Below are 23,269 nucleotides of genomic sequence, written 5' to 3'. Positions count from 1 at the left end.
GTATTATTGGACGCGGTCTAGGAATAGGACCGGGACGACGTCCGACCGAACGGGGAGGCTCGATGTTCGACGTGCTCGAACCGGGGTTCGCGCCGGACGTCGTCCCCTATCTCGACGGCTGGGAGCTGCAGCGCCGCATCCACGCCGAGGTGCGGGACGGCCGCCGCCCCGAGACGCTCATCCTCCTCGAGCACGGGGCGGTCTACACCGCCGGCTCGCGCACGCAGCCCGAGGACCGGCCGCGCGACGCCGACACCCCGGTGATCGACGTGGACCGCGGCGGCCGGATCACGTGGCACGGCCCCGGCCAGCTCGTCGGCTACCCGATCATGCGAGTGGCGGATCGCGGCGATGCCGTCGCGTGCGTCCGCGCGATCGAGGACATGCTCATCGAGGTGCTGCGCGACTACGGCGTCGAGGGCACCCGGATCGACGGGCGAAGCGGCGTGTGGATCGAGCGCGGGTCGGGGCCGGCCGCGAAGATCGCCGCCATCGGCATGCGCGTGCAGCAGGGCGTGACCATGCACGGCTTCGCCCTCAACTGCGACAACCCGCTCGCGCCGTTCGAGCGCATCGTGCCGTGCGGGCTGAGCGACGCCCACACGACCACCATGGCGCTCGAGACCGGGCGCGACCTGTCTCCCCGCGGCGTCAAGGACGCCGTCGCGGGGGCCTTCCGCCGCACCTTCGAGAGGATCCCCGCGTGACCGCCTGCTCCCCCGCCGCCCCCGCCCAGACCGCGCCGAACGGGCGCAAGCTGCTGCGCCTGGAGGTGCGCAACGCGGCCACCCCCATCGAGAAGAAGCCGGAGTGGATCAAGACCCGCGTGCGCCAGGGGCCGGAGTACCGGCAGCTGCACGAGCTCGTGAAGGGCGAGGACCTGCACACCGTGTGCCAGGAGGCCGGGTGCCCCAACATCTACGAGTGCTGGGAGGACCGCGAGGCCACCTTCCTCATCGGCGGCTCGCAGTGCACGCGCCGCTGCGACTTCTGCCAGATCGACACCGGCAAGCCCGCCGACTACGACACGGACGAGCCGCGGCGCGTGGCCGAGTCGGTGCGCCGCATGGGCCTGCGCTACGCCACCGTCACGAGCGTGGCCCGCGACGACCTGCCCGATGAGGGCGCCTGGCTCAACGCCGAGACGGTGCGACGCATCCACGCGCTCAACCCGAACACGGGCGTGGAGCTGCTCGCCAACGACATGTCGGGCAAGCCGGAGCACCTCGGCCAGGTCTTCGACGCGCGCCCCGAGGTGTTCGCGCACAACGTCGAGACGGTGCCGCGCGTGTTCAAGCGCATCCGCCCCGCCTTCACGTACGAGCGCTCGCTCGGCGTGCTCACGCAGGCGCACGAGGCCGGGCTCATCACGAAGTCGAACCTCATCCTCGGCATGGGCGAGGAGCCGGAGGAGGTCGTGCAGGCGCTCCACGACCTGCACGACGCGGGCTGCGACATCATCACCCTCACGCAGTACCTGCGCCCCTCGCCCCGCCACCTGCCGGTGCAGCGCTGGGTCAAGCCCGACGAGTTCGTCGAGCTCAAGGCGGTTGCGGAGCAGATCGGCTTCCTCGGCGTGCTCGCCGGCCCGCTCGTGCGCTCCTCGTACCGCGCGGGGCGCCTGTGGGCGCAGTCCATGCGCGAGAAGGGGCGCGAGATCCCCGCGCACCTGCGCCACCTCGTCGACGGGGCGCCCGCGGAGTTCGCGCAGGCCGTCTGATCCGGGCCGCACCGGCGGAGCCCGCGCGTCCGCCGCGCGCTACGCTGGATCCTTGCGATCCATTGTTGGACGCGATCCATCTTTCACCCGAAGGACGTCATGAATCGTCGTGCCCTGCCCGCGCTCGCCGCGGGAATGCTCGCCCTCCTGCTGGCCGGCTGCACCGGGGGCGCGTCCCCCGACGACGGCGCCGAGCCGATCGAGGGTGGCACGCTCGTCTACGCGACGGGCGACGCGGAGCCCACCTGCCTCGACCCGCATGTCGGCGGCAACTACCCGCAGGCGCTGCTCGCGACCCAGTTCCTCGAGCCCCTCGTGGGCCGCGACGCCGACGGCGAGATCGTGCCGTGGCTCGCCACCGACTGGACCACGTCCGAGGACGGCCTGACGTGGGATCTCACGCTGCGCGACGACGTGACCTTCACCGACGGCACGCCGTTCGACGCCGAGGCCGTGAAGGCCAACATCGAGCACCTGCAGGACCCGGACACGGGATCGTCCACGGGCTGGCTGGCGGTGCAGCAGATCGACGCCGTCGAGGTCGTCGACCCCACGCACGTGCGCTTCCGCCTCTCCACGCCCAAGTCGGCGCTGCTCGAGGTGCTGAGCCAGCACTGGGCGGCCATGCAGTCGCCGGCCGGCATCGCGCGCGGGCAGGAGGAGAACTGCCTCGCCCCCGTGGGCACCGGTCCCTTCGTCGTCGAGAGCTGGACGCCCCAGGACCGCGTCGTGCTCACCCGCAACGACGACTACGTGCCGACGAACCCCCAGGGGCACGACGGCCCGGCGTACGTGGAGCGCGTCGAGTGGCGCTTCATCCCCGACGCCGCCACGCGTCAGGCCGCGCTCGCCTCGGGCGAGGTGCAGGTGATCGACAACCCGCTGCCCAGCGACATCGCGGCGGCCGAGGGCCAGGGCATCGCGCACATCGACGCGCCGCGCCCCGCGGCGTCCAACCGCATCGAGCTGAACTCCAGCCAGCCGCCGTTCGACGACCCGCTCGTGCGCGAGGCGTTCGTGCGCGCCGCCGACCCGAACCCGGGCATCGAGTCGCTGTTCCACGGCACCGCCGCGCGCTCGTACTCGGTGCTCTCGAGCGTCGAGCCGATGGGCGTGTCGGATGAGGAGACGTTCGCGACCGACGCCGACCGCGCCGCGGAGCTGCTGGACGAGGCGGGCTGGACCGACGCGGACGGCGACGGCGTGCGCGAGAAGGACGGCACGCCCCTGACCGTGCGCTTCCCCGTCTCGACGAACCAGTCCACGGCGGCCGAGCAGTCGCTGTTCGAGCAGATCCAGGCGAACACCGCCGCCGTCGGCTTCGACGTGCAGCTGGAGCCCGTCGACCTGTCCAGCTGGTACGGCGCGCTCGCCGCGCACGAGTACGAGGCCGTCTCGGCGCCGTACACCACGGTGGGTCCCGACGTGCTGCGCATCCTGTACCACTCCGAGGGCACGGTGCCGGCGCCGTCCGGGTACTTCGCGAACCACGCGATGCTGCAGGATCCCGAGCTCGACGCGCTGCTCGAGGCCGCCCTGGCGACCACGGACGACGCCGAGCGCGCCGAGCTGTACGCCGACGCGCAGCGGATCATCCTCGACAGCCACACGGTGCTGCCGCTGTACGACCAGCAGAACCACTTCCTCACGAAGGGCGTCGAGGGCGTCGAGCCGCTGCACACCATCTCGACGCCGCTGCTGCTGAACGCCCAGCTGCTCGGATGAGCCGGGCGCGGGCGCTCCCCGCGCTGCGGTGGATCGCGGGGCGGATCGGCGGCGCGCTGCTGGTCGTCTGGCTCGTCGCGACCATCGTGTTCTTCGCGCTGCGCTCGTCGGGCGATCCGCTCGAGGCGATCCTCGGCGGGCCCGGCTCGCAGGCCGGCCCGGACGCGGTGGCCGCCGCGCGCGAGCAGTACGGCCTCGACCAGCCGCTCGTCGTGCAGTACCTCGTGCAGCTGTGGCGGATCGCCACCCTGCAGCTGGGCGACTCGTACGCGCGGCGGCAGCCGGTGGGCGAGCTGATCGGCGAGCAGCTGCCCGGCACGCTGCTGCTCGCCGCGCTCGCGCTCGTGCTGGCGTGGGCGCTCGCCGTCGCCGGCGCGATCCTCACCACCGCGGTGCGCGGGCGCCTCGCGCGCGTCACCGACGCGGTGCTGCGGGGCGTCGAGATCGTCGCGACCGTGATGCCCGGGTTCTGGCTCGGCGCCGTGCTCATCCTCGTGTTCGCGTCGTCGCTCGGCCTGCTGCCGGCCACGAGCCAGGGCGCGGATCCGGCGGGCCTCGTGCTGCCGGTCGTCACGCTGGCCGTGCCGATCGCCGGCTTCCTCGCGCAGGTCTCGCACGATGCCCTGCTCGAGGCCGACGCCGCGCCGTTCGCCGTCACGGCGCGGGCACGCGGCGCGGGCGAGCCGCGCGTGCTGCTGCGGCACACCCTGCGGCACGCGTCCCTTCCCGCCCTCGCGCTGTCGGGCTGGGCGTTCGGCAACCTGCTCTCGGGCGCCGTGGTCGTCGAGGTGCTCTTCGCCCGCCCCGGGCTGGGGCGCCTGCTGCAGGACGCGGCGCTCGCCCGCGACGTGCCCCTCGTCATCGGCGCCGTCACGGTCGTCGCGCTGCTGTACGTGGCGGTCGTCGTCGTCACCGACGTCGTGGAGCTCTTCGTCGATCCGCGCCTGCGCGGGCCGCGGCCCGCCGCGCTGCGCGCCCCGGATGTGGCGGTGGGATCGTGACGGCGATCGTGAGCCGCCTGCCCGGGCTGCGGCGGCTGGGCGCGCCCGGCGCGATCGCGCTCGCGTGCCTCGTCCTCCTCCTCGTCGCCGTCGCGTGGCCGGCGCTCGTCGCGCCGGGAGACCCGCTCGCCATCGCGCCGGCCGAGGCCTTCCAGGCGCCCTCGGCGGCGCATCCGTTCGGCACCGACGAGTCGGGGCGCGACATCCTCACCCGTATCGTGCACGGCGCCGGCGCCTCGGCGGGGATCGGCCTGGCCGCGACCGCGCTGGGCATCGGTCTGGGGCTCGTCATCGGCTTCGCGGCGGGGCTCGGCCCCGCCTGGCTCGACGCCGCCCTCGGCCGCGCCGTCGAGGTGCTGTTCGCCCTGCCGACCCTCGTCATGGCGCTGCTGCTCGTCGCGATCCTCGGGCCGGGCACGGGCAGCTCGGTCCTCGCGATCGGGCTCGCAACGGCGCCCGGCTACGCGCGCATCCTGCGCTCGCGCGTGCGCGGCGTGGCGCGCAGCGACTACGTCGGCTACGCCCGTCTCGAGGGCACGGGCCCGCTCACCCTGTTCGCCCGGCACATCGCGCCCAACACGCTGTGGCCGCTCGTGTCCACCGCGACGCTCGGCATCGGGCAGGCCATCGTCTGGGTCTCGGCGCTGAGCTTCCTCGGGCTCGGCTCGCCGCCGCCCTCGCCCGAGTGGGGCGCCATGCTCAACGCCGGGCGCGTGTACATCTCGACGGGATGGTGGATGACCGTGTTCCCCGGCCTCGCGATCGTCGCGACCGCGACGGTGCTCACCGTGCTGGGCCGCCGGCTGGGAGCGTCCGAGTCATGAGCGCCGTCGACGTCCGCTTCCTCTCCGTCGATCTGCCCGGCGCGGGCCGGGTGCTGCACGACGTGTCGCTGGCGGTCGCGCCCGGCGAGTGCCTCGCGATCGTCGGAGAGTCCGGCGCCGGCAAGTCGGTGCTCGCGCGCACCCTGCTGGGCCTCACCCACGACGACGCGGGCGTCCATGTGCGTGCCGACGTGCTCGAGGTCGCCGGCCGCGACCTGACGCGCCTCGGCCGCCGCGGGCGGCGCGCGATGCGCGGCCGCGACGTGGCGCTCGTGCTGCAGGACGCGCTGCAGTCCCTCGATCCGCTGCGCACGATCGAGGCCGAGGTCGGCGAGGCGCTCGCGGTGCGGCGCGTGCGCCGCGCCGAGCGGCGCCGGCGCGTGGTCGCGGCGATGGAGGCCGCGGGCCTGCCCGACGCCGAGGCGCTCCTGCGCCGGCGCTCCGGGGAGCTGTCGGGCGGCATGCGCCAGCGCGCCCTCATCGCCTCGGCCGTCGTCGGCGGGGCGCGGGTGCTCGTGGCCGACGAGCCCACCACGGCGCTCGATGCCACCACCGCCGTGCGCGTGCTCGACCGTCTCGGACGGCTGCGCGACGAGGGCGCGGCCCTCGTGCTCGTCAGCCACGACCTCCGCGCGGTCGCGCGCGTCGCCGACCGGATCGCGGTGCTCGATGCGGGGCGCGTCGTCGAGGACGGCGCCGCGTCGGCGGTGCTCGAGGATCCGCGCCACGAGGTCACGCGCGCCCTCCTGGCCGCCGTCCCCGCCGGCCCCAAGCCCGCCGACGTCCCCCGGTTGCTGAACGGAGGTCGCGAGGCGACCGGAGATGAAGCGACCACCGCCACCCCGCGCCGCCCACTCCTCGCGGCAACCGGCGTCACCAAGCGCTATCGCGACGTCGTCGCCGTCGACGGCGTCGACCTCGAGCTGCGCGCGGGCGAGGTGGTCGGCGTCGTCGGCGAGTCGGGCTCGGGCAAGTCCACGCTCGCGCGGCTGCTCATCGGGGCCGAGCGCCCCGACTCCGGCGGCGTCGATCGCACCGCGCGGTGCATCCGGCTCGTGCCGCAGGATCCGCTGGGCTCCTTCGATCCCCGCCACACGGTGGAGCGGATCCTGCGCCACGCGCGGCGCGGCGACGCGCCCGAGCCGCGCGAGCTGCTGAACCGCGTCGGCCTGCCGCCCGCGGTGCTGCGCCGGCGGCCCGCGACGCTCTCGGGCGGGCAGCGGCAGCGGGTCGCGATCGCCCGCGCGCTGGCCGCGCGGCCCGACGTGCTCGTATGCGACGAGCCGGTATCGGCCCTCGACGTGACGACGCAGGCGGGCATCCTCGATCTGCTCCTGCGCCTGCAGCGCGACGAGGGCCTCGCGATGGTGTTCATCTCGCACGATCTCGCCGTCGTGCGCCGCGTGAGCGACCGCGTCGCCGTGATGCGCGACGGGCGCGTCGTCGAGTCGGGTCCGACCGAGGCGGTCTACGCCGCGCCGTCCGACGCGTTCACGGCCGAGCTCATCGCCGCGGGGTTGTGACGGGCTGACACTCGCGCGCTCAGTCGGCGCTCGTGACCGACTGGATCTCGCCGTCGCCCGACAGGTTCACCAGCAGCACGTCATCGGCGGCGTCGGGATCGAGGGCGTACTCCATGACGGCGAACGGGTCGTCGCCGCCGTGCTCGTCGGCGAGGATCGTCACGCTCGTCAGGTTCATCGACCGGATGATGTCGACGGCCGCGTCGCCGGAGACGTCGACGAGGAAGTCCTCGAGCTCGTCGCCGAGCTGCTCCTGCTGCATCAGGATGTACTCGGTCACCTCGCTGGCGCGGTTGTCGACCTCGCCGAGCATCGCGATCCGCGCCCTGCGGTCCATCTCCTCGAGGCTCGAGACGATCGCCGCGGCCGCGTCCAGCGCGTCCTGCGTCACCTCGTCCTGATCCGGGGCGGTCAGATCCACCGTCACCCGCATGTCCCCCAGGTCGACGCTCTCGGACCAGAAGATCGAGCCGTCGGGGCCCGTCTCCAGCAGTCCGAAGAAGTCGTGTTCGATCGCCATGGCGCTATACAACCAGCATCGCCGCGGCGGGGCCAGACGCCGAGCCGCCCGGGCGCGCCGCGCTCAGGAGACCAGCTGCTCGACGAACACGTGCGGCGTGAATCCGGTGAGGTCGCCGATCCCCTCGCCCTGGCCCAGCAGCTTCACGGGGATGCCCGTGCGCTCCTGCACCGACAGCACGAAACCGCCCTTCGCGGAGCCGTCGAGCTTGGTGATCACCAGTCCCGTCACGCCGGCGTGCTCGAGGAACGCCTCGGCCTGCTTCACGCCGTTCTGACCCGTGGTGGCGTCGAGCACGAGCAGCACCTCACTGATGGGCGCCTGCTTCTCGATGACGCGGCGGATCTTCGTCAGCTCGTCCATGAGGCCGCCCTTGGTGTGCAGGCGCCCCGCCGTGTCGACGAGCACGATCTCGGTGCCGGTCTCCTTGGCGTACGTGATCGTCTGGAACGCCACCGACGCGGGATCCTGGCCCTCCTGCTGGGGACGCACGATCGCCGCTCCCCCGCGCTCGGCCCACGTGGCCAGCTGGTCGACGGCCGCGGCCCGGAACGTGTCGGCCGCGCCCACGACGATCGAGCGGCCGTACCGCCGCAGGAAGTTCGCGAACTTGCCGATCGTCGTCGTCTTGCCCACCCCGTTCACGCCGACCACGAGCACGACGGCGGGGCGCTCGGTGAGCTTGAGCGTCGTGTCGAAGCGCGCGAAGCGCTCCTCGAGCGACTCCCGCAGCATGCGCTGCAGGTCGGCGGGGTCGGTCGTGCCGTAGCGCGCGACCTTCTCGCGCAGGTCGTCGATCACCTGCTCGGCGATGTCCGGCCCGAAGTCGGCCGTGATCAGCGCGGTCTCCAGGTCGTCCCACGTGTCGTCGTCGATCCTCGGCTTGACGAACATGCCGCGCAGGGCACGCCCCAGAGACCACCGTTCTGCCATGGTCCCAGCCTAGTTCGGCCGTCACTCACGCGTGACGTGCGCGTCCTTGCCCACCACCGTGATGCCCGTCTCCGTCACGGTGAAGCCGCGTGCGAGGTCCGCCGCCGGGTCGACCCCGATCGTCGCGCCCGCGTCGACGACGACGTTCTTGTCGAGGATCGCGCGGCGCACGGTGGCGCCGGCGGCCACGCGGGCGTGGTCGAACACGATGGAGTCGGTCAGCAGTGCCCCGGACTCGACCATCGTGTGCGTGCCCACCACGCTGCGCTCGATGTGGGCGCCGGAGATCACCGATCCGAGCGAGACGATCGAGTCGATCACGGTGCTGAGCGTGCCGCGGGCGTCGCGCGTGAACTTGGCGGGCGGCATGTTGTCCTGGCGGCTGAAGATGGGCCACTCGTCGTTGTAGAGGTTGAAGATCGGCAGCACCGAGATGAGGTCCTGGTGGGCCTCGAAGTACGACTCGATCGTGCCGACGTCGCGCCAGTAGTAGCGATCGCGTGGCGTGCTGCCCGGCACCTCGTTGTCCTTCATGTCGTACACCGCGGCGGTGCCGCGCTCCACGAAGTAGGGCACGATGTCGCCACCCATGTCGTGCTTCGAGCTCTCGTTCTCGCCGTCGGCCAGCACGGCCTCGACGAGCGCGTCGGTCGTGAAGACGTAGTTGCCCATCGAGGCGAGCACCTCGTTCGGCGAGTCGGCCAGCCCCTGCGGCTTCTGCGGCTTCTCGAGGAACTCGCGGATCATGCCGGGTCGGTCCGCTTCCGTCTCGATCACGCCGAATTGGTTGGCGAGCGAGATCGGCTGGCGGATCGCCGCCACGGTGCACTCCGCACCCGAGGCGATGTGCGCCTCGATCATCTGCTCGAAGTCCATGCGGTAGACGTGGTCGGCGCCGACCACCGCGATGTAGTCGGGCCGCTCGTCGCGCACGAGGTTGAGGTTCTGCAGGATCGCGTCGGCCGACCCCAGGTACCAGCGCTTGCCGAGGCGCTGCTGCGCCGGGATCGACGTGACGTAGGAGTTCAGCAGCCCGCTCAGCCGCCACAGCTTGGAGATGTGGCGGTCGAGGCTGTGCGATTTGTACTGCGTGAGCACGACGATCTGGCGCAGCCCCGAGTTGATGAGGTTCGACAGCGCGAAGTCGATGAGCCGGTAGTGGCCTCCGAAGGGCACGGCGGGCTTGGCCCGATCGAGCGTGAGCGGCATGAGCCGCTTCCCCTCGCCGCCCGCGAGGACGATCCCGAGCACCTTCTTCGTCGCCGCCATGGGTGTGCCGCCCCTTCGTCGCGCTCCTGCCCCGACCCTAGTGGCGCGCCGCCCGGAACGGGAGGGGTTGATATTCCGTTTCCGTCCCGCACTCCTCCCGCCGCCGCGCCCGCCGCAGTACGTTGTTCGCATGCGCATCGATCTGCTCAGCCGGGAGTATCCGCCCGAGGTCTACGGCGGCGCCGGCGTGCACGTTGCGGAACTGGCGAGGGCCCTGCGCGCCCGCGAAGGGGTCGGGGGCGCTCCGCTCGACGTCGTCGTGCGCTGCTTCGGCGCGCCGCGCGACGAGCCAGGCACCTTCTCGTACGCCGTGCCCGAGGGCCTCGCCGGGGCGAACGGCGCGCTGCAGGCCATGGGCACCGACCTCGAGATCGCACGCGACGCGGCGGGCGCCGACCTCGTGCACTCGCACACCTGGTACGCGAACTTCGCCGGGCACGTCGCGAAGATGCTCCACGGCATCCCGCACATCGCCACGGCCCACAGCCTCGAGCCGCTGCGCCCGTGGAAGGCCGAGCAGCTCGGCGGCGGCTACCGCCTGTCGAGCTGGATCGAGCGCGACGCGCTGACGGCGGCCGATGCGGTGGTCGCAGTGAGCGAGGGCATGCGACGCGACCTGCTGCGCGTCTATCCGCAGCTCGACCCGGAGCGCGTGCGCGTGATCCACAACGGCATCGACCTGGACGGCTGGCGCCGCGTGGACGACGCCGACACGGTGCGCGCGCTGGGCGCCGATCCGGATCGTCCTTCGATCGTCTTCGTGGGGCGCATCACGCGCCAGAAGGGCCTGCCGTACCTGCTGCGCGCGGCCCGCCTGCTGCCTCCCGAGGTGCAGCTCGTGCTGTGCGCGGGCGCGCCGGACACCGCCGAGATCATGGCGGAGGTCGAGGGGCTCGTGGCCGAGCTGCGGGCGGAGCGCGACGGCATCGTGTGGATCGACCGGCATCTGCCGCGGCACGAGCTGTGCGCGCTGCTCTCGGCCGCGACGACCTTCGTGTGCCCCTCGGTGTACGAGCCCCTCGGCATCGTCAACCTGGAGGCCATGGCGTGCGGCGCCCCCGTCGTCGGCACGGGCACCGGGGGCATCCCCGAGGTCGTCGCCGACGGCGTCACGGGGGCGATCGTCCCGATCGATCAGCTCGACGACGGCACGGGCACGCCGACCGATCCGGATCGCTTCGTGGCGGATCTCGCCGCCGCGCTGACCGAGATGGTGTCGGATCCGGATCGCGCGCGCGAGCTCGGCGCGGCGGGGCGCCGGCGGGCCGAGCGGGAGTTCTCGTGGTCGTCGATCGCCGACCGCACGGCCGCGCTCTACGCCGAGGTCCGGCGGGGCTGATTCAGCGCACGCGCAGGGCCGCGGGCTGCACCTCGAACTCGAGCCGCGTGACCGACCCGACGATGTCGCCGTCGATCTCGAACTCGCGGGGCTCGTCCAGCTCCACGGTCAGCGCGCGCACGCGGTGGTGGGAGGTCGAGGCGCTGCTCTGCGCGGCGGCGTCGTCGCCGGGCAGCAGGCGCTTGAGCCCGTTGTCCCACAGCATGTTGCGCATGGTGTCGAGCCAGCCGCCGACGCCGTCCGCGTCGAGCACGAGCACGTCGAGCTCTCCGTCGCGCGGGTCGGCGTCGGGCAGCAGCGTGATGCCGCCCTGCACCGTGCCGCAGTTGCCGACGAGCAGCGTGTGCGCGGTCGCGTCGACCGGGTCGGCGCCGTTCTCCGAGACCCGGACGCCGATCACCTCGCTGGCCGAGACGGCACGGCCGAGCGACTCGACGTAGGCGAGCCAGCCCACGCGGTCCTTCAGGTCGTCGTCGGTCTCGGTGATCATGTGCGCGTCCACGCCGAAGCCGGCCATGACGGCGAACGCGTGCCGCTGCCGCTCGCCGTCGGCGTCGAAGCTCACCCAGCCCAGGTCGATCGGGGCGGCCTCGCCGTCCAGCGCCCGCGCGAACGCGGCGGGAAGGTCGTTGATGGGCACGTCGAGGTTGCGCGCCAGGAGGTTCCCGGTGCCCAGCGGCGCGATCGCGAGCTCCACGCCCTCCGCGGCCGCCACGGCCTCCGCGACCACGCGCACCGTGCCGTCGCCGCCCGCCGCCACGACGAGATCCGCGCCGGCCGCGATCACCGCATCCGCCGCGCCGCGGCCCGGGTCGTTCTCGGAGGTCTCCACCCACGTCACGCGGGGCTCGTCGGAGGCGCCGGAGAGCGCCTCCTCGAGTGCCGTCGTGAGCTCGTCCTTCGTGGTCTTGCTGGGGTTCCACACGATCCCGATGTGCTGGGCCATGAGCGGCTCCTCCCGTCTCGCACGTGGCACGAAGCCTACCGATCCGCCCTCAGGGGCGCACCGACGCCGTCACGGTGAACTTGGCGTTGCGCCCGGCCTGCCGTGTCGGCCCGACGATCCGCTCGAGCTGCGGCCGGTAGCCCAGGTGCGAGTTCCACACGCACCACAGCTGCCCGCCGGGGCGCAGCACGCGCGCCGCCTCGGCGAACAGGCGGGGCGCGAGCTGCGCCGTCACCGCGGCGTCGGAGTGGAACGGCGGGTTCAGCAGCACGAGGTCGGCGCTCGCGTCGGGGCAAGAGGCGAGGCCGTCGTCGCGGCGCACCGCCACCCGGTCGCCGACACCGTTCGCGTCGGCCGTGGCGCGGGCCGACGCGACCGCCGCGGCCGATCGATCGGTCGCCAGCACGCGGGCGCCCGGGCGCGCCAGGGCGTACGAGGCGGCGAGCACGCCCGTGCCGCACCCCAGATCGATCGCGTACTCGGCGTCGGGCATGTCGGGCAGGAAGCCGAGCAGGAAGCGCGTGCCGATGTCGATCGACGTGCCCGCGAACGCGGCGCCGTGCGCGCACACGACGAGCCGCGGATCGTCGTGTCGCTCGGCGCGGGGCCACGCCGGCCCGGCCGCGCCGCGCGGACCCGATGCCCGCAGCACGCGCGACTTCCCGACCCCGCGGTCGGCGGCGACCGAGCCGAAGTGCCGCGCGAGCACGTCGTTCATGGCGTGGCTCATGTGCTTCACCCGCCCGACGGCGACGAGCCGGACCTCCGCGTCGGCATGCGCCGCGACGAGACCGGCGATCTCGTCGAGCGCGTCGAGGGAGCGCGGCAGCTGCAGCAGCACGGTGCGGGCGCCGCGCACGAGCTCCGGGCCGAGGTCGTGCCATGTCACACCGGGCACCGCGATGTCCTCCGGGTCGTCGGCGGGCGAGGCCAGGCCGGCGTCGACGGCGTTCAGGCGCGCGGCCCGCTCGCCCGTGAGCGCGTCCTGATGCGCGCGTACCGTCGTCCCCGTGGCGGCCAGCGACAGGGCGATCGCCCCGTGGCGGTCGCCGATCACCACGGCGTCGCTTCCGCGCAGGTCCCCCGCCGCCGCGAGGAGGAGCCGATCGCTCGCGTCGGCGGCGACGAGATCGTGCGCCTCGAGATCGGGCCGGCGGCGCAGCCGCGCGGCGTGCGCGTCGAGCCACTCGACGGCGTTCACGACCGCCCGCTCATGCCGTGGCGCGCTCGTTGATCCGCTGCCCCACGACCGCCGAGACGCCGTCCTGGCGCATCGAGACGCCGTAGAGCGCGTCGGCGATCTCCATCGTGCGCTTCTGGTGCGTGATGACGATGAGCTGGCTGTTCTCGCGCAGCGCCTCGAACACGCCCAGCAGGCGGCCGAGGTTGGCGTCGTCGAGCGCCGCCTCCACCTCGTCGAGGATGTAGAACGGGCTCGGTCGCGCCTTGAAGATGGCGGTGAGCAGCGCGACCGCGGCCAGCGAGCGCTCGCCGCCCGAGAGCAGCGAGAGCCGCTCGATCTTCTTGCCCACCGGCCGCACCGAGACCTCGATGCCCGTCGTGAGCAGGTCGTCCGGGTTCGTCAGCGAGATCGATCCCGTGCCGCCCGGGAACAGGATCGGGAACACCTCGGCGAACGCCGCCTTCGTGTCCTCGAACGCCTCGGCGAAGATCGCCTGCATCCGCTCGTCGAGGTCGGCGATGATCGTCATGAGGTCCTTGCGGGTCTGCACGAGGTCGTCCAGCTGCTCGGTGAGGAACTTGTGCCGCTGCTCCAGCGCGGCGAACTCCTCGAGCGCCAGCGGGTTCACGCGGCCCAGCTGCGCGAGCTTGCGCTCCGCGTCGCGCAGGCGGCGCTCCTGCATGCGCCGGTCGTACGCGATCGTCGCCGGCGCTTCGCCGTCCGCGGCGTCGTCGGAGGCGGCCGCGTCGGGCGCCGGCGCGGCGTCCTCCGCGAGCGGCAGCGCCTCGTCGCCCGTGCCGCGCTCGAGCGCCTCGTCGGCCCCCTGCCGCAGCTCGCCCGTCTCGCGCGCGGGCGTGATGTCGGCGACGTCGCGCGGCACGGGCTGGTCCGGGCCGTACTCGGCGACGAGCACCTCCTCGCCCAGCCCGAGCTCGCTCGAGACCCGCTCGAGCAGGCTGTTCAGCTGCACCTTCTTCTCGTGGATCTGCAGCTCGAGGCCGTGCACGCTCTCGGTGAGGCCGCTCAAGCGCTCGCGCAGCTGCGCCTCCTGGCGGCGCAGGTCGCGCAGCTCCTCGGACATCGCCGAGCGGGCGCTCTCGGCCTCGGCCAGGGCGAGCCGCGCCTCGGCGACCGAGCGGTCGACGGAGTCCATGAGGTGCGGCAGCTCGGCGGCCACGCCGGCGGCGACCTCGCGCTGCCGGCGGCGGATGACGGCGCGGCGGGCGGCCTGCGCGGCCGCCTCGCGCTCGCGCTCGCGCTGCCGCTCCAGGCCCACGGCGCGCGCCTCGGCGGCGCGCACGCGCTCGCGCAGCGTCTCGACCTCCAGCCGCGCGGCCATCTCGCCCTCGCGCGCCTTCTCGAGCGCCGCGAGCAGCCCGTCGCGCGAGGAGGCGTCGAGGATCGGGCGCGGCTGCTGCAGCGCGCGGTCGAGCTCCTCGGCGGCCGCGCGTGCCTTCGCCTCGGCCTCGGTCACGGCGGCCTGCGCCTGCGCGAGGCCCGCCTCGAGGCGCTCGCACTCCGCCACCGCCGCCTCATGCCGCACCGTGACCTTGTTCACGTGCTCGGCGTGCTGCGCCAGCTGGGCGTCGTGCTGGCGCAGCTCCTGCAGCGCCTCCTTCGCCCTGGCGCGCGCGGACTGCAGCCGCTCGGTCGCCTCGCGGCGCTGCACGCCCAGGTCCTCGACGAGCACGCGCACCTCCGCGAGCCGATCCGCCGCCGCGTCGTGCTCCGCCTGCAGCTCGAGGCGCGAGCGGCCCTCGCCGGATCCGGCGCGCAGCGTGTGCGCGGTGAGCACCTCGCCGGCGCGCGTCACGACGGTGATCGGGCCCCCGAGCTCGACCGCGGCGAGGGCCGGCGCCGCGGCGAGCGCCGCCGCGAGGTCGTCGGCGATCGCGACGTACGCGAGCACGCCCAGCACGCCCTCGGGCGCCGTCACGACGTCGCGCGCGGCGACGATGCCCGGAAGCGACGGGAACGCCGGGGCGGCCGCCGGGGAGTCGGCGATCACGATGTCGACGACGCCGACGTCGCCCGCCCGCTCCGCGACGGCGCGCGCGTCGTCGCGCGTGCCGACGAGCACGCCCTCCGCCAGCGGCCCGAGCACGGCCGCGACCGCCGCCTCGCAGCCGGCCTCGACCTGCACGGCGTCGCCCACGAGGCCGCGGATGCCGTCGCCGCCGCGGGCGATCAGCTCGGCGGCGCCGTTCTTCACGTCGAGCGCGCTGCGCAGCGCGGCCGTCTTCGCCGTGAGCGCGTCGCCCTCGCGCTCGGCGGCGCGGTGCTGCTCGCGGATCCGCTCGAGCTCCGCCTCGGCCTCGGTCGCCGCCTGCTGCGCGTCCTCGTACGCTGCCTGGAACTGCGCGGCCGTGCCGGTGGTCTCCTCGACGCTCTCGAGCGCCTCGTACGCGGCCGCGGCCTCCACGCGCCGCGCGTGGGCGGCGTCCAGCGCCCGCTGCTGCCGCTCGACGGCCGCGCGCACCGCGACGAGCGCCGATTCGGCCGCCTCCGCCGATCCGCGCAGCGCCGTGATGCGCATGTCGTGCTCCGAGACGAGCGCGCTCTGCTCGGCGATGTCCTGGTCGAGCGCGTCCAGCTCGGCGCGCGCCGTGAGCAGCTCGCGCGAGGCCTCCCGCACGGCGTCCTGCGCCGCCCCGAGGCCGTCCGCGATGCGATCGATCTCGGCCCGTGCCTCGTCGATCGCCGCCTGCGTCACGGTGACGGCAGCGCCGGCGTCCTCGTCGTCCTGGCCGAGCAGCGCGAGCCGCTGGTTCGCGAGCGTGTACAGCCCGCGCAGCCGCTCCTGCACCTGCTCGAGCGCGAACGCCACGCGGCGGGCCTCGTCCACGGCCTCGGCGTTCTGCTGCGCCTCGAGCGACGCGATCCGCACCCGCACGCCGTCGGCCTGCTCCTGCAGCACGAGCCGCTCGGAGTGGCGCTCCTGCTCGCTGCGGTGGTGATCGGCGAGGACCGCTCGCAGCTGCACGACGTCGTCGGCCAGCAGGCGCGCCTTCGCATCGCGCACGACGGCCGCGATCGTCTGCGCCTCGCGCGCGATCTCGGCCTGCCGCCCGAGCGGCTTGAGCTGGCGGCGGATCTCCCCCGCCAGGTCGCTCAGGCGCGTGAGGTTCTGCTCCATGGCCTCGAGCTTGCGGAGCGTCTTCTCCTTGCGGCGGCGGTGCTTGAGGATGCCCGCCGCCTCCTCGATGAAGCCGCGGCGGTCCTCGGGGGTCGCCTGCAGCACCGTGTCGAGCCGGCCCTGGCCCACGATGACGTGCATCTCGCGGCCCAGACCCGAGTCGCTCAGCAGCTCCTGCACGTCGAGCAGGCGGCACGACTCGCCGTTGATGGCGTACTCGCTCTGCCCGTTGCGGAACAGCGTGCGGCTGATCGTGACCTCGCTGTACTCGATGGGCAGCGCCCCGTCGGAGTTGTCGATCGTCAGCTGCACCTCGGCGCGGCCGAGCGGCCCGCGGGTGGCGGTGCCGGCGAAGATGACGTCCTCCATCTTGCCGCCGCGCAGGCTCTTGGCGCCCTGCTCGCCCATCACCCAGGCGAGGGCGTCGACGACGTTGGACTTGCCCGATCCGTTGGGCCCGACGATCGCCGTCACGCCCGGCTCGAGCACGAAGGTGGTCGGCTGCGCGAACGACTTGAACCCCTTGAGCGTCAAGCTCTTCAGGTGCATCCGCGTTCCTCCTCCGGCCGTAGTCGATCCACGCTACCCGACACGCCGCGCGACGCCCGGCGTTCCGCGCCGCACGCGGCTTCATCGGCGGCGGACGGCGACCACGACACGCCCGGCGGGCGCCCGAATCTGAACGAAACCTTGACGCCCGTTGCGCCGGTGCCCTAACGTGATCTGCGGTTGCGCGCATCGGCGCGCGACGGCACGAGAGGAGATCGCGATGATGATCACGACTAAGCACACCCGCACGGGTGCCGTCGTCGACGCCGCGCTCCTCGGCGCCGGGAATCCGGATCTCGCATTCGGGCTCCTTCGCGGTCGACGCGGCTGACGCCGTCCCGCACCCCTCGCATCGCTCCGACCCTCGGGTCGCGGGGCATCTGATGCGCCGTCGCGCCGCCTGATCGGCGTGCCTCCCCCGGGATCCCCGGCCGCGATCCGTCGCGCCGCCATGGTCCCGGCGTCCCTTAATGGATCCCGGATCCGCCCCTCGGGGCTCCGTGATCCGCCGTCTCCGTGTCCCACCGGGATGTCGGAGACCCTCCCCAGCGTGCGGATCGCACATCCCGCGATCCGCCCCTCCCCTCACAAAGGACAGAACCATGTCGCAGACCGTGCAGCACCCCACCCGTGACCGGGCGTTCGCCGAGCAGCAGCCCCGGCCGCCCCAACCTCCGCGGCCCCCGTCCGAGGCGATCGCCGCGCTGGAGTCCCGCGCTCCCCGCACCGCGCTCGCCGACCGCATCGCGATGCGGATCGGACTGTGGCTGATGCTGTGGGGCACCCGCCCCCAGTACATCCGCCGCGACGAGGCCGAGGCGCTCCTGGAGCGCCGCCGCCTTCTGCAGGCCCGCCTGACGCTGGGGCAGACCGGCCCCCGCCATCCGCACGCGTGACCCGCGTCGACGAACGAAAGAGAACCATCATGATCAGCGACACGCTGACCATCGCCCCGCTGCACGTGCCGGAGTCCCTCGACGCCCCGGACGCCGCCGACTTCCGCACCATGGTGCGCATCGGCAACGAGGAGTGGGCGCGCAACGCCCGCACCGACCTGATCGACGAGGACGAGCTGGACGTGCTCACGCGGTGGCAGAACACCACCGACTACACGCACCACGGCCTCGTCGCGCGCGTCGGCGACCGCATCGCGGCCATCGCGGTGTGCACCTACGAGAACACGACCGCGCAGGCGGCCGAGGTGTGGGTGAACCTGGCCGAGGAGTTCGACGACGACGAGCTCCACGACCGCATGCTCGAGGAGGCGGAGCGCCTCGCGGCCGATGCGGGGCGCACCGCCCTGCAGGTCTACTCCATCCACCCGGCGGGCGAGTCGGGCGACATGCTCGACTCGCCCACCGGCTTCGGGCGCATCCCGCACGATGTGCCGGCGCGTCGGCTCGTGCGCAACGGGTACGCGCTGCAGCAGGTGGAGCGCACGAGCATCTTCGACCTGCGCGGCTCGTTCGACGAGGTCGACCGGCTGCTCGAGGAGTCACTCGCGGCCGCCGGGCCGGACTACCGCGTCGTGACCTGGACAGGTCGCACGCCCGAGGAGTACATCGACGGCTACGCCGCCATCCTCGGGCGCCTGGCCACCGACGCGCCCACCGGCGAGATGGTGTCGGAGGCGAGCGAGTGGAACGCTGAGCGCGTGCGCCGCCGCGACGAGCGCCAGGAGCGCGCCGGCCGCCGCCTCAGCGTGGTCCTCGTGATCCACGAGCCCACGGGCCAGGTCGCCGCGCACAACGACCTCGGCATCGGACCGGACCGCACGAAGCCGACGGAGCAGTACGGCACGCTCGTCGCGCCGGAGCACCGCGGCCACCGCCTCGGATCGGTCGTGAAGTGCGTCGGCCTCAAGCGCTGGCGCGAGGCCGTTCCCGAGTCGCCGTGCGTCATCACGTGGAACGCCGAGGAGAACCGCTTCATGCTCGACGTCAACGAGCGCGTCGGCTTCCGCCCGCTCGCCTACGCGGGCGCGTGGGAGAAGCGCCTTACGGTAGAGGCATGACTCAGCGGATCGTCGTGATCGGGGGCGGGGTGGGCGGCGCCCGCTTCGTGAAGGGCGTGCGCGAGCACGTGCGGCGCGAGGGCCTCGATGCCCGCATCGACGTGGTGGTCAACACCGCGGACGACTGGTGGGTATCGGGCCTGCGCATCGCCCCCGATCACGACAGCATCCTCTATGCCCTCGCGGGCGTGAATGACGCCGAGCGCGGCTGGGGCCGCGCGGACGAGACCGAGCGCGTCTCGGCCGAGCTGGCGGCGTGGGGCACGGCGCCCGACTGGTTCACGCTCGGCGACCTCGACCTCGGCACGCACATCGCGCGCACGGCGTGGCTGCGCGGCGGCGCGACGGTGTCGGAGGTGTACCGGCGGCTCGGCGCACGCTGGGATCTGGGCGCCACGCTCCACCCCGCCACGGACGACGAGATCGACACGCACGTGCTCCTCGAGGGCGGCGGCTCGATCCATTTCCAGGAGTGGTGGGTGCGCCACCGCGCCCAGCTGCCCGCGACCGGCTTCGTGCAGCACGGCATCGAGCTGGCGCAGCCGTCGACGGGCGCGCTCGGCGCGATCGAGCTGGCCGACGTCATCCTCTTCGCCCCGTCCAACCCCGTCGTCTCGATCGGCCCCATCGTCGCCGTGCCGGGTCTCCGCGAGGCGCTGCGGGAGGCCGGCGCGCCGATCGTCGGGGTGTCGGGCATCATCGGCGGATCGGTCGTGCGCGGCATGGCCGACGCGTGCCTGTCGGCCATCGGCGTCGAGACCTCGGCCGGCGCGGTCGCCCGCCACTACGGCGCGCGCGGCGCCGGCGGCCTGCTCGACGGCTGGCTCGTGGCCGAGGAGGACGCCGCCGCCGTGCCGTCGATCCGCGACGCCGGCATCGAGACCCGCGCCGTCCCCCTCTGGATGCGCGACGACGACACCTCGGCCCGCCTCGCCGCCGACGCCCTGGCCCTCGCCGCCGCCGTGGCCTGAGTCCCACGGCTCGATACCGGTCGGTTGCTGAACGAAGGTGCGAAGCACCGAAAATGAAGCGACCAGCGCAAGCGTGCTAAGGCGGCGATGCCGGATGGTCAGTCTTCGACTTTGGAGACGACCTCGTCGAACTCCACAGTTGCAGCGGTTCCGCGGTACCCAGGCTTTGTGATCTCGAGGGTCGCGAGGTGGTTCTGAAGCCGCCTTACCATCGGAGTGAATGTCGCGAGCGTGAGGCCACCGGAGACGACAGCGCCCACGACGGGGACGACCTTGGAGAGGCCTCTCGCAAAGATCGTCTTGGTCATCTCGACTCCGAGCCGCTGCGCGACCTTCTTGACGATCGGGTATACAACTCCCCTCGTGAGCGCCTTCTTCGGAAGCTCCTTCGCCACCTGCCCTGCAATCATCTTGGAGATGGTGGCAACGCCGCTTTGCGCGGCTTGCAATCCAAACATGGCACCAATGAAGAGCGTGATAATGCCGGTCGTCGCCTCATCGAGCTCGTCGCCCTCACCCTTTTCCGGGAACAGGTCCGGCCAGCTGTACACGTATGCCAGTTTCTGGGCGATCCGAATGACGTGCCCAAAATACTGCGCAAGGTCGGCAGGAACGGTGCCGAGCATTGCGAAGCCGCCAGGCACTCCTGCAAGCGCGGATAGCCCCGAGGCTTTTCCCGTCTCGTACTTGACCGACGTGTTCGCGACCTTCCTGATCACCTCTGCCGATACACCCGCAGCCGCGGGCCCCCGCTCCACGATCTCCGCCAGCTGGTCCTCAGCGCAATAGCGCTTGAAGGCACTGCGTAGATATGCCGAGCGATTGATTCGCACGCCAGGCAGGCGCGCGGCGGTGTTGAGAACCGACGAGAACTTCGAATCGGAATGCTCGACCGCGGTACTGTTCGTCATTCGATCAGCTTATCGATGAGAAAAGTGTGCCGCGACGATGTGGTCAGCTGTCAGCGGGAGTAAGCATTCTCGGCCGCCCACTCCGCGCGCGTCAGCGAGAACTGGAGGAAGCGCGACGGGACACCCAGAAACTCCTCCGTGTCTCCCCGTCCCGTCGGCCGCATTCCGATCCCTCGGAGAATTCGCACAGAGCCGACATTCGCCTCTACCGCCTCTGCCCAGATGCGGGACAGTCCCATCACGGAGAACCCGTAGGCAAGGCCAGCGGCGGCTGCCGCCCTGCCCACGCCTTGGCGCCAGCGCGCGGACGGTCCGACAACGAATCCGAGCTCGCGGGCTTCACCCTCATCACCATGGAAGTCGACGTACCCCACCGCAGCGCCATCGCGAACAACGAGCAGACGAGTCAGCAGCGGATCGGGATCCGCGATCGCCTTCCGCCACCAGGGGACCGCGTCGCCGACCGATGACCGATGCGTCCACCCCGCGTGCGCGCAGAACACTGGGTCCACCGCCCAGGAGGCGAGTTCCTCCGCGTCGGACGCCATCATCGCCCGCAGCTCCAGCCCCATGTCGCCCAACCTACTGAACTGACTCGTCCTCGCCTCCGCCCAGGCCTGACTCAGCGCTCGGGCGCCCGCGGCAGTCGCACCTCCACGCGCAGGCCGCCCGCCGAGCGGTGTCCGACACGTCCGCCCTCGCGGACGGCGAGCTCCCGACGGCACGACGGTCTACGACGACGTGCCCGGCATCACGGGCCTCGACCCGGATCTGCTCGCCGCCCTGCGCACAGCCGCCGACGATGCGGCGGCGGACGGCATCACGTCCGTCGTCAACAGCGGCTGGCGCTCGGAGGCACTGCAGCAGGAGTACATCGACGACGCGATCGCCGAGCATGGATCGTGGGAGGCGGCATCGCGCTGGGTGGCGACGACGGAGGGGTCGGCGCACACGACTGGCGATGCGGTCGACATCGGCGGCTGGGACGCGGCCGAGTGGCTGCAGCGCAACGGCGCCCGCTACGACCTCTGCCGGATCTTCGACAACGAGGCCTGGCACTTCGAGCTGCGGCCCGGCGCCGCGGCCGACGGCTGCCCGCGCATGTACTTCGACGCGTCCGAGGACCCCCGCAACCAGGCGTCGTGACCGCGTGCGTCAGCCGCGCCGCCGCTGGCAGGCCGGGCAGTAGTGGCTCGAGCGGTTGGCGAACGCCACGCGCACGATCGCGCGGCCGCAGCGCGGGCACGGCTGCCCCGTGCGGCCGTAGGCGTTGAGGCTGTGGGCGAAATAGCCGGCCTCGCCGTTGACGTTGACGTACTGCGCGTCGAAGCTCGTGCCGCCCTCGGCCAGCGCCTTGCGCAGCACGGCCCGCACCTCGGCCAGCAGCCGGTTCGCCGCACGGGTCGACAGCGCCGACGCGGGCGTCTCGGGGTGCAGGCGCGCCGCCCACAGCGCCTCGTCGGCGTAGATGTTGCCGATGCCGCTCACCACGGCCTGATCCAGCAGCACGCGCTTGATCGCCGACGCCTTGCGCGCCAGCGCCCGGCGGAACCCGGCGTCGTCGAAGGCCGGATCGAGGGGATCGCGCGCGATGTGCGCGGCCTGCGCGGGCACGAGCGGCGCGGCGTCGCCGAAGCCGCCCGCTGCGCCGTCCGGGGTCGGCACGAGCGGATCGACCGCGAGGGATCCGAAGGTGCGCTGATCCGCGAACACGATCGCGAGCTCGCCGTGCTCGGGGTGCGCGATCGCGAACCGCACGCGCTCGTGGCGCTCGGCCGGTGCGCCCGGCGCGCGCAGCAGCATCTGCCCGCTCATGCCGAGGTGCACCATGAGGGCCTCGGGACCGGCAGCGGCCGCGTCGGCGAGCGGCAGCCACAGGAACTTGCCGCGGCGGGCGGCGCCGAGGATGCCGCGCCCGGCCAGGCGCGCCTCGAAGTCCGCCGCCGTGCCGGCGTGGCGGGTCAGCGCGCGGGGGTCGAAGACCTCGACGCCGAGGATCGTCGCCGCGGTGACGGCGGGCGCGAGGCCGGATCGGACGACCTCGACCTCGGGCAGCTCAGGCACGGGCCGGGGCGTCCTGCGCGTCCTGCCACAGCCGCAGCGCGGCGGCCATCTCGGCCTGCTTCTTGCTGACGCCCTGCCCGCTCGCCTCGCGGTCGCCCACGCGCACGATGGCGGTGAAGCGGCGGTCGTGGGCCGGGCCCTCGGCGGTGACCTCGTAGGCGGGCGGCGCCACGCCGAGCCGAGCGGCGAGCTCCTGCACGGCCGTCTTCGGGTCGCCGACGGCGCCGTAGCGGTCGGGGTCGTCCACGAGCGGCGTGATCAGCCGCTGCACGAGCGCGAGCGCGGCCGTGCGGCCGGCCGAGAGGTACGCGGCGCCGAAGATCGCCTCGGTGGCGTCGGCCAGGATCGAGTCCTTGTCGCGCCCGCCCGTGCGCTCCTCGCCGCGCCCCAGCTTGATGTGCGCGCCGAGTCCGAGCTCGCGCGCGACGGCCGCCAGCGCGACCATCGACACGACGCCCGCGCGGCGACGCGACAGCGTGCCCTCGGCGTCGTTCGGGAAGCGCTCGTAGAGCATCGACGTCACGGCGAGGCTCAGCACCGAGTCGCCGAGGAACTCGAGGCGCTCGTTGTGCGGGATGCCGCCGTGCTCGAACGCGTACGAGCGGTGCGTCAGGGCCAAATCGAGAAGCGGGGGGGGGGTG

Annotated in this window: 21 protein-coding genes; 11 read left to right on the top strand and 10 right to left on the bottom strand. The window is 73.1% G+C overall.

The features are described from left to right. The first annotated feature begins 62 nt into the window (after positions 1-62). The 6 genes from lipB (at position 63) to ACODR5_RS10205 (ending at position 6,793) form a co-directional block, all read left to right on the top strand. Positions 63-707 (top strand): lipoyl(octanoyl) transferase LipB, encoded by a 645-nt coding sequence (lipB, locus tag ACODR5_RS10230; RefSeq protein ID WP_449854278.1) that lies wholly within the window; start codon positions 63-65, stop codon positions 705-707. Continuing rightward, on the top strand, positions 704-1,720 hold the full coding sequence (gene lipA, locus ACODR5_RS10225; RefSeq protein ID WP_449854279.1) for a lipoyl synthase: 1,017 nt from the start codon (positions 704-706) through the stop codon (positions 1,718-1,720). The genes lipB and lipA overlap by 4 nt, the downstream gene beginning before the upstream one ends. Before the next feature lie 99 nt (positions 1,721-1,819). Then, positions 1,820-3,445, top strand: a complete 1,626-nt coding sequence (locus tag ACODR5_RS10220) for an ABC transporter substrate-binding protein (RefSeq protein ID WP_488983570.1) — start codon at positions 1,820-1,822, stop codon at positions 3,443-3,445. Next, positions 3,442-4,446, top strand: coding sequence for an ABC transporter permease (locus tag ACODR5_RS10215; protein ID WP_488983569.1), 1,005 nt, complete (start codon positions 3,442-3,444; stop codon positions 4,444-4,446). The genes ACODR5_RS10220 and ACODR5_RS10215 overlap by 4 nt, the downstream gene beginning before the upstream one ends. Then, positions 4,443-5,270: an ABC transporter permease gene (locus ACODR5_RS10210; RefSeq protein ID WP_488983568.1), complete on the top strand. Its 828-nt coding sequence runs from the start codon at positions 4,443-4,445 to the stop codon at positions 5,268-5,270. The genes ACODR5_RS10215 and ACODR5_RS10210 overlap by 4 nt, the downstream gene beginning before the upstream one ends. Then, the gene (locus ACODR5_RS10205) at positions 5,267-6,793 is read left to right on the top strand and encodes an ABC transporter ATP-binding protein (RefSeq protein WP_488983567.1); all 1,527 of its coding nucleotides are present in this window, start codon (positions 5,267-5,269) and stop codon (positions 6,791-6,793) included. Before ACODR5_RS10210 ends, ACODR5_RS10205 begins: the two co-directional genes overlap by 4 nt. 19 nt (positions 6,794-6,812) lie before the next feature. Here the strand turns inward: ACODR5_RS10205 and ACODR5_RS10200 are convergent, their stop codons facing one another. The 3 genes from ACODR5_RS10200 to glgC all read right to left on the bottom strand — a co-directional run bounded on the left by ACODR5_RS10200 (position 6,813) and on the right by glgC (position 9,515). Next, complete coding sequence (locus ACODR5_RS10200) at positions 6,813-7,313, bottom strand: DUF2004 domain-containing protein (RefSeq protein ID WP_449854284.1); 501 nt, start codon at positions 7,311-7,313, stop codon at positions 6,813-6,815. A gap of 63 nt (positions 7,314-7,376) precedes the next feature. Further along, positions 7,377-8,246 (bottom strand): signal recognition particle-docking protein FtsY, encoded by an 870-nt coding sequence (ftsY, locus tag ACODR5_RS10195; RefSeq protein WP_449854285.1) that lies wholly within the window; start codon positions 8,244-8,246, stop codon positions 7,377-7,379. 21 nt (positions 8,247-8,267) lie between these two features. Continuing rightward, positions 8,268-9,515, bottom strand: coding sequence for a glucose-1-phosphate adenylyltransferase (gene glgC / locus ACODR5_RS10190; protein WP_488983566.1), 1,248 nt, complete (start codon positions 9,513-9,515; stop codon positions 8,268-8,270). Between the two features lie 130 nt (positions 9,516-9,645). Here glgC and glgA point away from each other — a divergent pair, with 130 nt between their 5' ends. Beyond that, positions 9,646-10,854 (top strand): glycogen synthase, encoded by a 1,209-nt coding sequence (gene glgA / locus ACODR5_RS10185; RefSeq protein ID WP_449854287.1) that lies wholly within the window; start codon positions 9,646-9,648, stop codon positions 10,852-10,854. A 1-nt stretch (position 10,855) separates the two neighbouring features. Here glgA and ACODR5_RS10180 read toward each other — a convergent pair whose 3' ends face one another. From ACODR5_RS10180 to smc, 3 genes are read right to left on the bottom strand one after another with little or no spacing between them, the layout of a single operon-like run. Next, the gene (locus ACODR5_RS10180; protein WP_460815275.1) at positions 10,856-11,800 is read right to left on the bottom strand and encodes a diacylglycerol/lipid kinase family protein; all 945 of its coding nucleotides are present in this window, start codon (positions 11,798-11,800) and stop codon (positions 10,856-10,858) included. Positions 11,801-11,849: 49 nt separating this feature from the next. Next, positions 11,850-13,001: a class I SAM-dependent methyltransferase gene (locus tag ACODR5_RS10175; protein ID WP_488983565.1), complete on the bottom strand. Its 1,152-nt coding sequence runs from the start codon at positions 12,999-13,001 to the stop codon at positions 11,850-11,852. A 10-nt stretch (positions 13,002-13,011) separates the two neighbouring features. Continuing rightward, positions 13,012-16,668 (bottom strand): chromosome segregation protein SMC, encoded by a 3,657-nt coding sequence (gene smc, locus ACODR5_RS10170; RefSeq protein ID WP_488983564.1) that lies wholly within the window; start codon positions 16,666-16,668, stop codon positions 13,012-13,014. A 602-nt stretch (positions 16,669-17,270) separates the two neighbouring features. On the opposite strand from smc, the gene ACODR5_RS10165 reads away from it, so the two are divergent. Genes ACODR5_RS10165 through cofD form a run of 3 tightly spaced genes read left to right on the top strand, consistent with a single transcriptional unit; the run spans position 17,271 to position 19,653 of the window. After that, complete coding sequence (locus ACODR5_RS10165; RefSeq protein WP_488983563.1) at positions 17,271-17,564, top strand: hypothetical protein; 294 nt, start codon at positions 17,271-17,273, stop codon at positions 17,562-17,564. Positions 17,565-17,593: 29 nt separating this feature from the next. Beyond that, positions 17,594-18,682, top strand: a complete 1,089-nt coding sequence (locus ACODR5_RS10160) for a GNAT family N-acetyltransferase (RefSeq protein ID WP_488983562.1) — start codon at positions 17,594-17,596, stop codon at positions 18,680-18,682. Then, a complete protein-coding gene (cofD, locus tag ACODR5_RS10155; protein ID WP_488983561.1) occupies positions 18,679-19,653 on the top strand; it encodes a 2-phospho-L-lactate transferase in 975 nt (324 codons plus the stop codon). The genes ACODR5_RS10160 and cofD overlap by 4 nt, the downstream gene beginning before the upstream one ends. A 98-nt stretch (positions 19,654-19,751) precedes the next feature. On the opposite strand, the gene ACODR5_RS10150 is transcribed toward cofD, so the two are convergent. Next, positions 19,752-20,564 carry a hypothetical protein gene (locus ACODR5_RS10150; RefSeq protein WP_488983560.1) on the bottom strand — a complete coding sequence of 271 codons (813 nt, stop codon included), beginning with the start codon at positions 20,562-20,564 and terminating at the stop codon, positions 19,752-19,754. A 50-nt stretch (positions 20,565-20,614) separates the two neighbouring features. Beyond that, on the bottom strand, positions 20,615-21,136 hold the full coding sequence (locus tag ACODR5_RS10145) for a GNAT family N-acetyltransferase (protein WP_488983559.1): 522 nt from the start codon (positions 21,134-21,136) through the stop codon (positions 20,615-20,617). Positions 21,137-21,305: 169 nt separating this feature from the next. Between ACODR5_RS10145 and ACODR5_RS10140 the strand changes: the two genes are divergently transcribed. After that, entirely contained in the window at positions 21,306-21,710 is a 405-nt protein-coding gene (locus tag ACODR5_RS10140; RefSeq protein WP_488983558.1) for a M15 family metallopeptidase, read from the top strand. Between the two features lie 9 nt (positions 21,711-21,719). Here the strand turns inward: ACODR5_RS10140 and mutM are convergent, their stop codons facing one another. After that, positions 21,720-22,628, bottom strand: a complete 909-nt coding sequence (gene mutM / locus ACODR5_RS10135; RefSeq protein ID WP_488983557.1) for a bifunctional DNA-formamidopyrimidine glycosylase/DNA-(apurinic or apyrimidinic site) lyase — start codon at positions 22,626-22,628, stop codon at positions 21,720-21,722. Continuing rightward, on the bottom strand, positions 22,621-23,269 hold a 649-nt coding region (rnc, locus tag ACODR5_RS10130), incomplete at its 5' end, for a ribonuclease III (protein WP_488983556.1). The genes mutM and rnc, both read right to left, overlap by 8 nt.

This window comes from Microbacterium sp. FG3 (assembly GCF_057809335.1).
This window is presented reverse-complemented; position numbering and strand designations above follow the sequence as displayed.

Coding starts and splice junctions, on each gene's coding strand:
- smc (WP_488983564.1), bottom strand. CDS start 16,668: ATGCACCTGAAGAGCTTGACGCTCAAGGGGTTCAAGTCGTTCGCGCAG.
- ACODR5_RS10200 (WP_449854284.1), bottom strand. CDS start 7,313: ATGGCGATCGAACACGACTTCTTCGGACTGCTGGAGACGGGCCCCGAC.
- ACODR5_RS10215 (WP_488983569.1), top strand. CDS start 3,442: ATGAGCCGGGCGCGGGCGCTCCCCGCGCTGCGGTGGATCGCGGGGCGG.
- ACODR5_RS10150 (WP_488983560.1), bottom strand. CDS start 20,564: ATGACGAACAGTACCGCGGTCGAGCATTCCGATTCGAAGTTCTCGTCG.
- ftsY (WP_449854285.1), bottom strand. CDS start 8,246: ATGGCAGAACGGTGGTCTCTGGGGCGTGCCCTGCGCGGCATGTTCGTC.
- lipB (WP_449854278.1), top strand. CDS start 63: ATGTTCGACGTGCTCGAACCGGGGTTCGCGCCGGACGTCGTCCCCTAT.
- ACODR5_RS10160 (WP_488983562.1), top strand. CDS start 17,594: ATGATCAGCGACACGCTGACCATCGCCCCGCTGCACGTGCCGGAGTCC.
- ACODR5_RS10165 (WP_488983563.1), top strand. CDS start 17,271: ATGTCGCAGACCGTGCAGCACCCCACCCGTGACCGGGCGTTCGCCGAG.
- glgC (WP_488983566.1), bottom strand. CDS start 9,515: ATGGCGGCGACGAAGAAGGTGCTCGGGATCGTCCTCGCGGGCGGCGAG.
- ACODR5_RS10145 (WP_488983559.1), bottom strand. CDS start 21,136: ATGGGGCTGGAGCTGCGGGCGATGATGGCGTCCGACGCGGAGGAACTC.
- glgA (WP_449854287.1), top strand. CDS start 9,646: ATGCGCATCGATCTGCTCAGCCGGGAGTATCCGCCCGAGGTCTACGGC.
- cofD (WP_488983561.1), top strand. CDS start 18,679: ATGACTCAGCGGATCGTCGTGATCGGGGGCGGGGTGGGCGGCGCCCGC.
- ACODR5_RS10205 (WP_488983567.1), top strand. CDS start 5,267: ATGAGCGCCGTCGACGTCCGCTTCCTCTCCGTCGATCTGCCCGGCGCG.
- ACODR5_RS10180 (WP_460815275.1), bottom strand. CDS start 11,800: ATGGCCCAGCACATCGGGATCGTGTGGAACCCCAGCAAGACCACGAAG.
- ACODR5_RS10220 (WP_488983570.1), top strand. CDS start 1,820: ATGAATCGTCGTGCCCTGCCCGCGCTCGCCGCGGGAATGCTCGCCCTC.